At 41.8% G+C, this 13,925-nt stretch carries 14 protein-coding genes and 1 riboswitch; of the genes, 1 reads left to right on the top strand and 13 read right to left on the bottom strand.

Features of this window, described 5'->3' with window-relative positions; genetic code table 11:
- Window positions 1-113: 113 nt before the first annotated feature.
- The 10 genes from msrA to nikB form a co-directional block, all read right to left on the bottom strand.
- Entirely contained in the window at window positions 114-587 is a 474-nt protein-coding gene (gene msrA / locus MUO14_RS18760; RefSeq protein WP_244752083.1) for a peptide-methionine (S)-S-oxide reductase MsrA, read from the bottom strand.
- A gap of 122 nt (window positions 588-709) precedes the next feature.
- Window positions 710-830: riboswitch (SAM riboswitch) on the bottom strand.
- 138 nt (window positions 831-968) lie between these two features.
- A complete protein-coding gene (locus MUO14_RS18755) occupies window positions 969-1,664 on the bottom strand; it encodes an AIM24 family protein (protein WP_244752082.1) in 696 nt (231 codons plus the stop codon).
- A 188-nt stretch (window positions 1,665-1,852) separates the two neighbouring features.
- Window positions 1,853-2,386: a chromate transporter gene (locus MUO14_RS18750; RefSeq protein ID WP_244752081.1), complete on the bottom strand. Its 534-nt coding sequence runs from the start codon at window positions 2,384-2,386 to the stop codon at window positions 1,853-1,855.
- Window positions 2,383-2,967 carry a chromate transporter gene (locus MUO14_RS18745; RefSeq protein WP_396265720.1) on the bottom strand — a complete coding sequence of 195 codons (585 nt, stop codon included), beginning with the start codon at window positions 2,965-2,967 and terminating at the stop codon, window positions 2,383-2,385. Before MUO14_RS18745 ends, MUO14_RS18750 begins: the two co-directional genes overlap by 4 nt.
- Before the next feature lie 36 nt (window positions 2,968-3,003).
- Window positions 3,004-4,608 carry a gamma-glutamyltransferase family protein gene (locus tag MUO14_RS18740; RefSeq protein WP_244755668.1) on the bottom strand — a complete coding sequence of 535 codons (1,605 nt, stop codon included), beginning with the start codon at window positions 4,606-4,608 and terminating at the stop codon, window positions 3,004-3,006.
- A gap of 70 nt (window positions 4,609-4,678) precedes the next feature.
- Window positions 4,679-5,653, bottom strand: coding sequence for an ABC transporter ATP-binding protein (locus MUO14_RS18735; protein WP_244752080.1), 975 nt, complete (start codon window positions 5,651-5,653; stop codon window positions 4,679-4,681).
- Window positions 5,625-6,629: an ABC transporter ATP-binding protein gene (locus MUO14_RS18730; RefSeq protein ID WP_244752079.1), complete on the bottom strand. Its 1,005-nt coding sequence runs from the start codon at window positions 6,627-6,629 to the stop codon at window positions 5,625-5,627. The genes MUO14_RS18735 and MUO14_RS18730 overlap by 29 nt, the downstream gene beginning before the upstream one ends.
- Window positions 6,630-6,639: 10 nt before the next feature.
- The gene (locus MUO14_RS18725) at window positions 6,640-8,184 is read right to left on the bottom strand and encodes a glutathione ABC transporter substrate-binding protein (protein WP_396265719.1); all 1,545 of its coding nucleotides are present in this window, start codon (window positions 8,182-8,184) and stop codon (window positions 6,640-6,642) included.
- A gap of 21 nt (window positions 8,185-8,205) precedes the next feature.
- The gene (locus MUO14_RS18720) at window positions 8,206-9,114 is read right to left on the bottom strand and encodes an ABC transporter permease (RefSeq protein WP_244752078.1); all 909 of its coding nucleotides are present in this window, start codon (window positions 9,112-9,114) and stop codon (window positions 8,206-8,208) included.
- A gap of 18 nt (window positions 9,115-9,132) precedes the next feature.
- A complete protein-coding gene (nikB, locus tag MUO14_RS18715; RefSeq protein ID WP_244752077.1) occupies window positions 9,133-10,074 on the bottom strand; it encodes a nickel ABC transporter permease in 942 nt (313 codons plus the stop codon).
- A 357-nt stretch (window positions 10,075-10,431) separates the two neighbouring features.
- Between nikB and MUO14_RS18710 the strand changes: the two genes are divergently transcribed.
- Window positions 10,432-10,881 carry an Lrp/AsnC family transcriptional regulator gene (locus MUO14_RS18710; RefSeq protein WP_304654223.1) on the top strand — a complete coding sequence of 150 codons (450 nt, stop codon included), beginning with the start codon at window positions 10,432-10,434 and terminating at the stop codon, window positions 10,879-10,881.
- A gap of 110 nt (window positions 10,882-10,991) precedes the next feature.
- On the opposite strand, the gene MUO14_RS18705 is transcribed toward MUO14_RS18710, so the two are convergent.
- The 3 genes from MUO14_RS18705 to MUO14_RS18695 form a co-directional block, all read right to left on the bottom strand.
- The gene (locus MUO14_RS18705) at window positions 10,992-11,468 is read right to left on the bottom strand and encodes an NUDIX hydrolase (protein ID WP_244752075.1); all 477 of its coding nucleotides are present in this window, start codon (window positions 11,466-11,468) and stop codon (window positions 10,992-10,994) included.
- Window positions 11,469-11,577: 109 nt separating this feature from the next.
- Complete coding sequence (locus MUO14_RS18700; RefSeq protein WP_244752074.1) at window positions 11,578-11,994, bottom strand: GNAT family N-acetyltransferase; 417 nt, start codon at window positions 11,992-11,994, stop codon at window positions 11,578-11,580.
- Window positions 11,995-12,444: 450 nt separating this feature from the next.
- Window positions 12,445-12,852 carry an HIT family protein gene (locus MUO14_RS18695; protein ID WP_244752073.1) on the bottom strand — a complete coding sequence of 136 codons (408 nt, stop codon included), beginning with the start codon at window positions 12,850-12,852 and terminating at the stop codon, window positions 12,445-12,447.
- Window positions 12,853-13,925 lie beyond the last annotated feature (1,073 nt).

Here is a 13,925-nt window from a genome sequence, read left to right as displayed (position 1 = left end):
CCCTTGATTCATCTCAAGCTAGATCACTGTCGATCTATTTTAACACTCTATTCCATTTTAGATATAAAAAAAGAACCCTCCTTATTAAAAGGAAGGCTCACTCCTATTTTTAATTAGCTGATTCCGCAAGCAACTGCTCCATTCTTTTGTGAATATTTTTGATGGTATTCTTCCGCATCATAGAAAACTTCAGCTTTTGCTACCTCCGTTACAATCGGACGTTTAAAGATCCCTTTTGCTTCCCACTGCTTAATCTTTTCGTCCGCAATCGCCTGCTCTAATTCATTGGTATAAAAGATAGCAGATCGATATTGATGACCTACGTCCATACCCTGCTTATTGCGAGTTGTTGGATCATGCGCCTCAAAAAAGATATTAATCAACTCTTCGTATGTCAGAACAGTTGCATCATATTCAATCTTTACAGCTTCTGCATGACCCGTTGTTCCCGTTTTCACTTGATCATATGTCGGATTCTTAACGTGACCGCCTGTGTATCCAACCCGTGTTGCAGTCACTCCATCAAAACGCTCAAAAAAGGGCTCGACGCCCCAGAAACACCCTGCACCAAAAATAGCTGTTGCCATAACTCATCTTCCCTTCTGTTAATGCGGAACTTCTTCTTCAAAGAGAGTTTGACGGTTTTAAAACCAAAAAACCCCTTTTCTTATCCAGTATAAGAAAAGGGGTCGTAATATTCCGTACGATCCTCTCATCTCTTAGAATGTTACCATCCTACAGGAATTGGCACCGTTCTCGTCAATCTCGTGGATTGATTCGATGGTTGCCGGGCATCAAAGGGCCAGTCCCTCCGCCTCTCTGGATAAGAAGTTTCCATTATTTATTTTGTTAATTCACATGATACAACGATTTTCCAATGAAGTAAAGAGTGAAGCTTCAACTTTTTCTCCTGTTTGTTAAATTATGCTGAAGCCCTATTGAAGATGACTGATGGATTAATAAATTTCTTACGATCCGCTTCCCGTCGTGTACACTTCCTCAAACGGTTGAACGATGACAAACCCTTCACCTTTGAATTCCATTTGGATTGATTCCCCGCTTCCCCTTCCGAGAAATGTCTTAAAACTGATATCTGTTTTAAACTCTGGTTCGAGATGCCCGGACCAGGCTACCGTCGCATTAGGGTCCGTAATTACAGATTCTCCGGGGCGAACGAGTAAAGTTAACGGCTCATAATGGGAGGTAATCGCTACCCTTCCGTTGCCTTGAAGTTTAATATTGAACAGTCCACCAGACATCATTCCTGCTACTTTTTTCATTAACTTAACATCCCATTCGATACCTGGCTCAAAAGCCAAAAGGTCATTCCCATTAACGGTAATCGATTCGTTGGAGAGATCAAAAATTGTAATTTTCTTCCCTTGATCTGCTAGGTATAAACGACCCCTGCCCTGTGCTTTCATTAATGAGCTGCCTTCTCCTGAAAAAGCTTTCTTGAACATGCGGCCGACTCCATGTTCCAGTATCCCTTCGCGCTCAAACTTTATTTGACCATTGTAAGAGATCATTGAACCTGACTTCGCCCACACTTGATCCGTTAAATTAACCTCTAAAATACGAGGTGTTTCTAATTCAAAATAGTCACTTTCTGTCTCATCTTGTTTCGTTTGTTGAATGAATTGATCAATTGAATAATTGTCCATTTAAGAGTTCCTCCCCATTTCGTTCTGTTCTTGATACGAATGAGGAAGGCAAAGCGTTTCGTGCTTTCCTTCCATTTTAGAATATCCCCTCACTGTGGTTTGGGGAGATCCTACTTAGTTTTTTGATAGAATCCCTGGTCAACATTGAAGAACAAAAGGCACACCATCCTCTAAATGGTGTGCCTTATTTACGATCCTAGAAAAATAGCTCCATACATTAATGAACCTATTATCACAAAGGCTGGATGAACCTTCACACGTTCGAGTAAAAAGAAGCTGACAACAATCAGCAGAATGGTTTGCAGTGCTCCGGCAGAAAAGTAAGAATTCCGGAAGAACTGAAAAGCCATAATCCCTAGTAAAATAGCAATGGACGGACGTATTAGGGCTGTCATTGTTTTAACTCTAGGGGAGTCTTTGAATTTATACAAAAGACTTAGAAGCCCAATCATAAGTAGTAGGGATGGAGCTACTGTGGCAAATACCCCTACAAACGTCCCCAAAATCCCGCCCTGCTGATAGCCGATAAACCCAGCCATTTTCGTAGCGATTGGGCCTGGTAACGCATTCGCCATCGCCAGCATTTCACTGAATTCGCTGACAGACATCCAGCTGAACCGCTCAACCACTTCGTTTTCTACCAGAGGGATAGAAGCGGGGCCGCCGCCATACCCCACTATTCCTGGAATGAAAAATGCAATAAAAATCTTCCAATAAATCATGAGGATTGCTCCTTATTTACATATACCTTGGTGTCTTTCCCCTTTTTGCCCATAGGTCTAATTAAGGCAACTAGAAGAAGAGCGAAAATAATTAAGCCCGGATGGATGCCTGCCCATTCTATTAAAATGAGGGATCCTGCTCCCAGTAACAATGTTGTCAACCATCCTAAATTCACTTTTGCCTTCTTAAGAAAGTCGTAGGTAAGTGTTGCAAGCATCACACCAACAACAGGAACGACAGCTTGTGTCATTCCGTTCACCCATGGCTGTTCACGAAAGCTATTTAATGAAGTAATGAGAATAATCATGATCGCAATCGTTGGGATAATGGTAGCAAGAACAGCGTTTAGCATGCCAAGAATTCCAGAGACTCTGTATCCGATATACCCTGCCATTTTCGTAGCAATCGGGCCCGGCAGTGAGTTACCTAGAGCAAGGATATCGGCAAAATCATCGTCAGATAGCCATTTGTACTTTTCTACAACTTCTTTGTGCACGAGTGGAATAGAGGACGGGCCGCCGCCATATCCAAGCATACCTACCCGAAAAAAAGCCAGGAAGAGATTCCAATGCTGTATCATACTCTCATCCCCTCTCATCTCTATCCTTTCATAGCCTTAATAAGCGGATATGGTTCCATCTGTGCGCGATTCTGTTCCGCCAAATAACGTTCCGGTATGTTTATCACGCCAAATGATTTGCCCGCGGCCAAAAGCGCCGGTCTCGAGCTGCACTTCAATTTTATGACCTTTTCTTGCTAAAGCTTCTGCTACATGGCTAGGGAAACTCGGTTCCACCCACACCGTTTTATTCTCCATCCACTGCCAACGCGGGGCATCAAGTGCAGCTTGCGGGTTCAAATGGAAATCTATCGTATTCATAGCGACTTGCACGTGGCCTTGTGGCTGCATGAATCCTCCCATCACTCCAAATGGTCCAACAGGATCGTCCCCTTTGGTGAGGAAGCCTGGGATAATCGTGTGATAGGAGCGTTTGTTTCCGGCTAGCGCATTTGCATGATTCTCGTCTAATGAAAAATTATGACCACGGTTTTGTAAGGCAATACCAGTCCCTGGAACGACAAGTCCTGAGCCAAAGCCCATATAATTACTTTGAATAAAGGACACCATATTGCCTTCATCATCCGCTGTTGCTAAATAAACCGTCCCCCCTTTAGGAGGTTGCCCTGGCTCAGGAGTGAGTGCCTCCTCAGAAATGAGCTTTCTGCGTTCACTCGCATACTGATCATCTAAAAGGGTTTGATAATCAAATTCCATATGATCAGGCTCTGCAACAAACTTTTGCCCGTCAGCAAAGGCTAGTTTCATAGCTTCAATTTGCTTATGATACGTGTTCACGGACTCCTTTTCTTCTATTTGGAAACCTTTTAATAGATTTAAAGCAGACAGTGCTACAATTCCCTGGCCGTTTGGCGGAATCTCCCATACATCATAGCCCCTATAATTTACCGAAATAGGATCAACCCACTCTGGTTGATAGTTTTTCAAATCTTCCTTTCGAATAAATCCGTCATGCTTGATGGAAAACTGTTCGATTTGATCGGCCAGCTCACCATGGTAAAAATCTTCAGACTTTGTATCAGCAATTTTTCGGAGTGTATCGGCGTGACCTTGTGAGCTCCAATGTTCGCCGACCCGCGGCGCATGGCCGTTAGGAGCGAACGTATCAAACCAATGTTGAAATTCTTCTCCCTTAAGTGTTTCCTTGTACTTCTCGGCCGCTGAGTTCCAGAACTTTCCGAGTACTGGTGAAATAGGAAAGCCTTCTTCCGCATATTGAATGGCAGGAGCTAGCACGTCCTTAAAGGGTAGCTTGCCAAACCTTTTTGACAGCTCCGCCCAGGCTCCTGGAACGCCAGGGACGGTTACGGGTACGAATCCAAATTTTGGGATTTTATCATATCCACGCTTCTTAATCTCTTGTATAGACAAAGATGACGGGGCATGCCCGCTTCCGTTCAAGCCGTACAGTTTATTTTTCGTCCAAACGAGAGCAAAGGCATCTCCACCGATGCCGTTCGATGTAGGTTCTACTACCGTTAACATAGCTGCTGTGGCAATAGCTGCATCAATTGCGTTACCGCCTTGTTTGAGAATATCTAATCCGGCTTGAGATGCTAGCGGTTGGGAGGTTGCAACCATCCCTTTATGTGCGACAGTACTTACTCGATTGGTTGTATAAGGTTGATAAAGGTAGTCGATGTGATCCACATTCTTTCTCCTCTCTAAATTCAAATATTATCTGTGTTTGATCATGAAAAAAGATAAACGGTTATACTTCATGACAAGCTACAAAATGATTGGGTTTAACCTCTCTCCATTCTGGTCTCTCCTCACGGCAGCGGTCATGAGCAAGCGGACAGCGTGTGTGAAAGGGACAGCCGGACGGGTAATCAGCAGGATTCGGCAAATCTCCGTCTAATCGCACTCGTTCCTTTTTCTTTCCTGGTATAGGCCTTGGAATGGCAGAAAGAAGGGCCTGCGTATAAGGATGCAATGGATTAGCATACAGTTCCTCCGAGAAAGCAAGTTCCGCCGTAGCTCCTAAGTACATCACAAGGACTCGATCACACATATGTCTAACTACCCCTAAGTCGTGCGAGATAAATAGGTAGGTTAGCTGGTGATCTTGCTGAAGGTTCTTTAGCAATTGTATAATTTGCGCTTGAACAGAAACATCAAGGGCAGAGACCGCCTCATCACATACAATCAGGGACGGATTCAGCGATATCGCCCGAGCGATCCCGATCCTTTGCCTCTGTCCTCCACTGAATTCATGGGGATAACGTTCTGCATGTTCTTCCTTTAGTCCGACTTCGACTAGCAGGTCTTTTACCCGCTGCTCACGCTCTTTTTTCCCCACTTTTGTATGAATAATAAACGGTTCTTCAAGGGCATCCCCAACACGCTGCCGAGGATTTAGTGAAGCATATGGATCTTGAAAAATCATTTGCATCTCTTTTTTAAAATTTTTTAGTTTTTTTTCTGATAGTCCTCCAATTTCTTCTCCTCGAAACTTTATCGACCCTTCCGTAAGCTCCTCAAGACCTAAAATCGTACGACCAAGAGTAGACTTCCCACAGCCGGATTCACCGACAATTCCCATGGTCTCTCCCTCTAACACATCAACAGATACGTTCTCAACAGCCTGAACATTGGCTTTTGTTCTTTTAAGTAAACTGCTTTTAACAGGAAAGTATTTTTTAACTTGATTCACTTCAAGAAAGGGCTTTGTCGTAAGACTCATCTTTGGTCACCTCCTCTTCCTGTAACCAGCATTTCGATTGATGACTAGAAGAGATGGAAAAGTGTGGCGGATCTTCTTGTTTACACTTTTCTGTAGCAAATGGACACCTTGGATGGAATCTGCATCCTTCGATCTCTTCATTTATATTAGGTAAAGAACCAGGGATCGCTTCAAGTGATTGGTTTGCATCGTCAACATTCGGGACAGACGCAAGCAGTCCCTTCGTATAAGGGTGACTAGGATTTGAAAAGATTTCTTCTACTGTCCCTGTTTCAACAACATGGCCTGCATACATTACCATTACATGGTCAGCCACTTCAGCCACAACACCCATATCGTGGGTAACCATGACCACTCCCATCCCTAAATCTTCTTTTAGATCATCGATGAGATCAAGGATCTGCGCCTGGATCGTTACATCAAGTGCTGTTGTAGGTTCATCCGCAATCAGAAGCGAAGGGTTACAGGCAAGTGCGATCGCGATCATAACTCGTTGTCTCATACCACCACTTAGCTCATGAGGGTGTTGCTTTAATCTTTTCTCAGGATTAGGTATCCCTACTTTGTTTAACAAATCAATAGCCTTATGCTTAACTTCCGCTTTTGACAGTTTCGTGTGTATTTTCAGTGGCTCCATCAACTGATAGCCTACAGTGAATACAGGATTTAATGCGGTCATAGGCTCCTGAAAGATCATTGAAATTTCATTCCCGCGCAACTTTCTCATATCCTCTTTCTTTTTAGCAGTCAACTCTTCACCATTAAACTTAACGGATCCTTCTGATATCTCGCCATTGTTAGGGAGCAATCCCATTACGGATAATGTTGTGATACTCTTCCCGCAGCCAGACTCACCGACAATGCATAAGGTCTCACCACGATTGACAGAAAAAGAGACCCCTCGAACAGCGGACACCTTTTGGCCCGCTGTTTTAAATGAGGTAACTAGGTTGTTCACTTCTAATAGTTGTTCCATTGTCTCACCCCTACTCTCTGTGGACGTTATAAAGTGACCATTGTCCTGTTGGATCAATCTGCAATCCTTTCACAGATTTATCATAAGCTACAGTAACCACTCCGTGGTGCATAGGTACCCAAACAGCATCCTCAACAGCTATTTGATTTGCTTCTATCAGCTTTTGTCTTCTTACTTCTTGATCTACAGTCTCCCGCGATTCCTTAACAAGCTGGTCAAAATCACTATTACTGTAGGACATACGGTTAGATGAACCAATATTATCGGAATGTAAGTTCGGATATAGCAGCTCACTGCCGTCAGCTGTACTGTTTGACCAGCCAAGGAATGTCATTTGGAAGTTTCCTTCAGTAGTAGTATCTAGGAATGTTCCCCATTCCATTGTTTCAATCTCAACATTAAGTCCAACCTCCGTTAACTGGGCTTGAACTATTTCCGCCATCTTCATATAAGATTCACGATTTGCAGCAAGTAACGTAATTTCCTGACCTCCAAATCCATTTTCTTCAATAAGCTGCTTCGCTTTTTCCGGATCATAGCTATACCCTGCATCTGCAGCTTCCTCATTATAGCCAAATACTTTTGGTCCAATAAGGCTTTCATTTTTTATACCTAATCCATTCAGCTGCTTCACGTAAGCTTCACGGTCGATCGCATGAGAAACGGCTTTCCTAAAGTTAATATCATTAAAAGGTTCTTTATTCATATTGAAACCTAGATAATAAACAGGGGTTCCTTCCCTCTTTTGAACCTCTACATTTTTCAATGATTCAATACGCGGAAGCTGTTCAGTCGGGATCGCATCTATAAATTGAACTTCACCCGTCTGCAGCATGGAAACAGCAGTGGAATACTCAGGGACGACTTTCATTGTGACATTCTTAAGTTGGGGAGCTCCTTGCCAATAATCTTCATTTGCAGAAAGGGAAACATGGTCACCTTGTACCCATTCTTCAAAAACAAACGGTCCGGTACCAACTGGGTTTTGGTTTAAGTCCCCACCTTTATCAGCCTCCGGGCTTACAATAGAAGCGTTTGTATGGGACAATGCTGCAAGCAAAGGACCATAAGGCTCTTTCGTTTTAATAACAACGGTATACTCATCCTTCACTTCAATGGATTCTACAGGTTCGAGCAAAGAAGCACGCGGTGCAGCCCTCTCTTCACTCATAAATTGTTCAAACGTATATTTTACGGCTTCGGCATTAAAGGGGGTTCCATCATGAAAAGTTATATCTTCTTTTAGTTTAATCTCCCATGTGGTGTTATCTGGGGTTTCATAGGATTCTGCTAAATGCGGCTTAATTTCCATTGTTTCTGGATCCCTAACAAACAACGTTTCATATACTTGCTCAATCACTGCAGAGGATACAGAATCGTTCGTATCAATCGGCGAAAGACCTACCACATCTGATGTAGTAGCATAGGTGAGCTCTTGACTTACATCCGCTCCACTTTCACCGCTCCCCTCCTGTGAAGTATCACTACTACACCCCATTAAAGTTATAAGAACTAAAAAAATAAAAGCAACACATTTAATACGTTGTTTTTTCATACTAAAAACCTCCTCTTATTATTAAGTATCAAGATCCATATTAGGATCAAGCGCATCCCTTAAACCATCTCCTACAACATTAAAAGCAAATACTACAAGCATAATAGCGATACCAGGAATAATTGTTAAATGGGGGGAAGTAAACATAAAATCTTGTCCCGTGGCAATCATAGCTCCCCATTCAGGTGTAGGCGGCTGTGCCCCTAAACCTAAGAAACTTAAAGCTGCTGTTGATAAAATAGCCGTCGCCATTCGCATCGTAGCGAAGACAATGATCGGTGCTGTACAGTTAGGTAGAATATGTTTTAATAGAATTCGAGAACTGCTAGCTCCAAGAGATCTCATCGCCAAGATATACTCTTGCTTCTTTACGGTTAAGACACTTCCTCGAACAATTCTTGCGCAAGTTGGAATTGACCATATACTGATTGCGATCACTACGTTTACTAAGCTCGTACCTAACATAGCGATAATTAACATCGCAAGCAAAATTCCTGGGAAAGCAAATAACAAGTCAACGATACGCATAATCGGCCCGTCCAGTTTCTTATAATAACCCGACAGCAGCCCTAAAGTAACTCCTCCAATTAGTCCTAACGTAACCGAGGTAATCCCAACCAATAATGAGATTCTCGCCCCGAAAACAAGGCGTGACCATACATCCCTTCCATAATTATCAGTTCCAAGCCAATGTCCTTCAGCTCCAACTCCAAGCTGAGCACTTGGCAGATCCTGTTCCACAGGATCATACCCCGCGAATACAGGTGCAAATATAGCCATAATCACTTGTATTGCAATGATAATAAGTCCAAATACAGCAAGTTTATTTTTTAATATACGTTTAATGGTTTTAACTAACATTCGCTCTTTCTTGCTCTGTTTCATTCCTTGTTTTACTGGACTATGGCCAACAGATTCTGAGCTCGCCATGGTATACACCTCCCTTCTTTAATCGTAGCTAATTCTCGGATCAATAAGTGCGTAGATAATATCCACAAGCAGATTTACAACGACAAATAACGTTGCCACCAACAACACGGTTCCTTGTACGACTGGAAAATCACGAGCAGCGATCGCATCAATCATCAATCGGCCTACTCCATTAATTGCGAAAACCTGTTCTGTAATAATTGTGCCGCCAAGCAGAAACCCAAAATTCAACCCAATAACTGTAATAACAGGAATCATCGCATTTCTTAAGGCGTGTACCCAAATGACCGTCCAAGATTTTGCACCTTTCGCTTTAGCTGTCCGTATATAATCGGCGCGAATCACTTCCAGCATGGCGGACCGGCTCATTCTTGCGATCATCGCTGCTGAAGCTGTTCCTAATGTGATCGCGGGCAAGATCAGCTGTTTTATCCCTTCAATAGTCCAAAATGGGGCACTCAACCCACCTACAGGTAGCCATTGAAGTTGGACAGAGAAAATCAAAATCAGCATCGCGCCTAACCAGAAGTTTGGAATAGAAATTCCCGCGAGAGCAACGGTTGTACTCGAAAAGTCAAACCAGGAATTTTGTTTAATTGCTGAAATAATTCCAGCTGGGACACCGATGAGTATTGCTACAATCATGCTGGCAATAGCTAAATTCAATGTTTGTGGAAAGCGTATAATAATTGCTTCCGCCACCGATTGATTGTTTTGGAACGAATATCCGAGATCTCCTTGAACAACCCCTTTTATGTAGTCAACATATTGGACTAGTACAGGCTTATTTAAACCCAATTCCTCTCGGATCGCCTCGATGTCTGACTCTGTAGCTGTAGGGCCTCCAATAACTGTTGCCGGATCTCCAGGTGCAATGTGCATACTCATAAATACTAGAAAGGAAATTCCAAAAAGCAGAAGTAAAAGCTGCAAAAAACGTTTTATTATTAAACCTACCATACTATCCCCCCTTTATTAATATAATTATTTCGAAAGTGCATACTCTAAAGTTATTTAACTTTAAGAAGCTATCACCCGCTTTTTATTTACAATCGTTAATTAAATGTGCACTTTAAATTAACAATCGTTTGTTGTTGTGATGAGTATAATGCAATTTTCAAAATATTTAAACCCCTTTCAGCGAAAAAGGTCACATTTTTTTGTATTTTGAATAAATTCAGATTTCATTTGAAAGAAAATAATCTTCATGCTACTATTTTTACGAAAGGGTTTAAGTATGGAAAAAAATACAATGAATCTAGTAAAAAAGATTCTATTGATCATGTTAGGTGGTAACCTATGGAAGATGATTATAAGATGAAGATCGATGATACGGATAAACGTATCCTCGAGTTATTAATTGAAGATGGTCGTCTGTCTTATGCGGATATAGGGAAAACCCTTGGACTTTCACGTGTTGCCGTACGTTCAAGAGTTAACCAGCTCATTGACTGTGGGGTTATTGAAAGATTTACTGCGGTGGTGAATAGTGAAAAGGTTGGCAAAAAAGTATCTGCCTTTTTTGAAGTGGATTGCGAACCACGTTCACTCGTAGAAGTTGCTGAGAATTTAGCAAATAATCCTTATGTAGCAAGCTGTTATCAAATGACAGGACCAAGTACACTGCATATGCATGTCCTAGTCAATGACTTTAAAGAACTTGAATCATTTATTAATAATGAACTATATGCTCTTGAGGGGATTACAAGGGTTGAAAGTCATACATTGCTCCGTCGTTTTAAAAGCAGGAGCGGCTTGAAATTGTAGAGATATGGATCAACATGTTACGAATGGCGAAGAGATTTGAGCGACTTTATGAACAACTTAAAAAGGACAAGACCCCTGGTTATGAGATCTTGTCCTCTCATTAAACATAACTAGTCTTCCTTCTCAACTTTCATACCATCAGTACGCAAATAGTCCTCGATTATCTGTCGATGACTTCCTACCATCTGTTGTGGTAAAGCTGCAGGATTTAGGAAACAACATTGAATGGACTCTTCAAGGTCCACCTGTAAACAACCTGTGTAAGAAGAAGTTACATAGGCCATAGTCACAGAGTAGAATTCATCACCATTCTTTGCTATTGTAAAATAGTCCTCTCCAGAATAAACGTTGAGCAGCTCCAAATGATGGACATAAAGCTGAGTTTCCTCAAATACTTCCCTCTTCGCTGCATCTTCTGTTGACTCGCCAAGTTCCATTAACCCCCCGGGGAGCCCCCATGCCCCTTCAGGAAACCATCTCTGCTGAAGAAGAATTTCTCCCTCATTATTCACGATCACTACAACAGAACCGACAAGTATTAGCGGGCGGTGTCCAACCAGTTTTCTAAGGTTTTCTACATAGCTCATAACCAATCACCTCGTATGTCGTCCTCTCTATTTTAAACGATTATGTAATTATATGATTGGTCCCCGGCGTCCGGCAACACACAACTCCACTTCCTTTCAAAACTAATCCTCACAAACCTTTTACCATGGTATAAAAGCTTGACCCTGGTGGATAGTCCTTCAATTCACCAACGATTTTATACCCTTTCTCTTCATAAAAAGCTCTGGCCTGAAATTCAAATGTCGTAATCATTGAATAATCAGCTCCCCTTTTTCTGGCTATAGACTCTACTTTATTAAGTAACTCTGTTCCAATCCCTATCCCACGATACGACTCGGCAAACCAAAAGTCGACAATTTCAAGCCAGTTAGAATAGAGTTCTGCCGACATCCCACCAACCCATTTATTATGTCTATTCATCACAATCATATTAATCGGCTGGGTCGAGTCTTGACGTTTTATAAGACTATGATGCAAAGAAAATTCTTTGTTGTATTCCATAATCTTCTGATGAAGGTACTCCGTGAATTCATCGTTTCTTTCCATTACTACTTTCACCTTGTATTTCAACATGTCACCTCTATTTAGCTTGACCTTCTCGACTCCTTCGTCACGTATTATGCCTTAATTATACTGAAGATTCTCACCCTTTCCCCTGAATGACTATTCACTCAATAAATAAACACTACTACATTCTAACGAAAGTCGTTTGTAGAAAAAAAGCGAATTTTGTAATTAATCTAATATTATCTGTTGTTAAAATTTTACTGACACGTCAATGATCGTTTTTTGGGTAAAAGTGTGTGTTCAAACCCCTCCTATGCGTGCAAGAAGTTCGAGGCGCGAACGTTTTGAGGACCACAGCGTATGCCTTTTCTACGTGAGGACCGGAAAAACCGAGCAACGAAGACATTCGCCGTTTATCATTTGGTGACTTTTGAACATCCTCTAAAAAAAGATTACGAGCCCTTCTTGCTCGTAATCTTTATAGGGAGCTTATTTTGTCAAGTTTCGAGCGTTGCCGAATTGCTTAATCCAATAGCGAATTCCTTTACCTGCATAAGGTTCATCTTGATACCTTGGTATAACATGTAAATGAGCATGGGGGATCGATTGTCCCCCTGTTTCACCTGTATTCCATCCTACACTGTAGCCGTCTGGAGAATGTAGCTCGTCTAACCTATCTTTTGCTTTTTTCAACATTTCCTGTGAATCGGTCCACTGCTTAGCAGATAGGTCAAATACTGTTTTTGTATGTATCTTGGGAATAATTAACCCACTTCCCTCTAAAACACTTTGCTCTGATTCCTTCTGAATGAAGTAACATGTCTCATTTTCAAAAATGATCTGCTGCTCTGCATCATTTGTAAGTTGACAAAACGGACAAGTATTTTCCATAGCCATAACAATCACCCTTTCTTATTGAATGTCATACTATATGATTTTTTTCATTATGTATACGCATCATTCCACAGATAGTTTCACAAGATTTTAATAATTGAATCAATTTCATAATTTAAGCCCCTTCTGCCCCAAGGGATTCAAGACGCAAAAAAGGAAGTACCTCCCCAAATCTAGTCAAGTAGGAAATTTGAAATCATTTTTATTAGGTTAAAGGCAGTAATCTGGAAGACTCCATCTCGAGATAGGTTTCCGTTTCCTTGGGTGGAGAAGAACGGAAACACTCCAGGTGCACAAGTCCACCCAAAACGACATAATAACCGTGTCACAGAGAGCTGAAAATCTCTCTGTGACACGGTTATTATGCCACATCATGATGGATGAAACATTGGAGACTCATTCGGAATACGAATGGCTCCGTTCATCACAAAACAGGTGGGGTGGCTGGGGAAACGGCGAGCCCCCGGAAGGCTTCGCCTGAGGAGGCTTGCTGTTTAGAGGATGTTCGACTAAGTTCGGCACGTCTGTGGGGCCGCAGGAAAGCGAGTCGTTTCTCAGCCACCCCGAGCCATCATACCGTAACGGACCTAAGTGTCTCGGAGCTGAGTCTCCAGGATAAGGGGGGATGTGAAGCAACATGGATAGAAAGTGATAAAACTTCTTTATAAAACGGAAACTAAAATCTGCTGGATAAGAATCCAGTTTGAACCTTTTCAGAAAAGAGCCTTATATTCTGCCAATCTTTGACGTTTTAAAAAAAGCAATTATGAAATTGATTCAATTGTATTATTTAAAGAGGATGTTCAAAAAGTCACCAAATGATAAAGTGAAACTTCCATCATTCGGGTTTTCACTGATGATTCGTTGAGACCTACACGACGTGGGTCACACAGACATTGCCACAGGGAACTTCTTGCGACGCACAGGACGTGTTAGCGTCGTCTTTGTCACAGGATGTGACGATCTTTGTCGACGTTCTCTTTCGTCAACTTTTTGAAGACACACTTAAAGAGATAAAACTATCTATTCATAATACAAATCATAGAAGTATATACTCATATTTTATAAGAAAAATG

Origin of the sequence: Halobacillus shinanisalinarum (assembly GCF_022919835.1) — a bacterium.
In the GTDB taxonomy this organism is placed as follows: domain Bacteria; phylum Bacillota; class Bacilli; order Bacillales; family Halobacillaceae; genus Halobacillus_A; species Halobacillus_A shinanisalinarum.
This window is presented reverse-complemented; position numbering and strand designations above follow the sequence as displayed.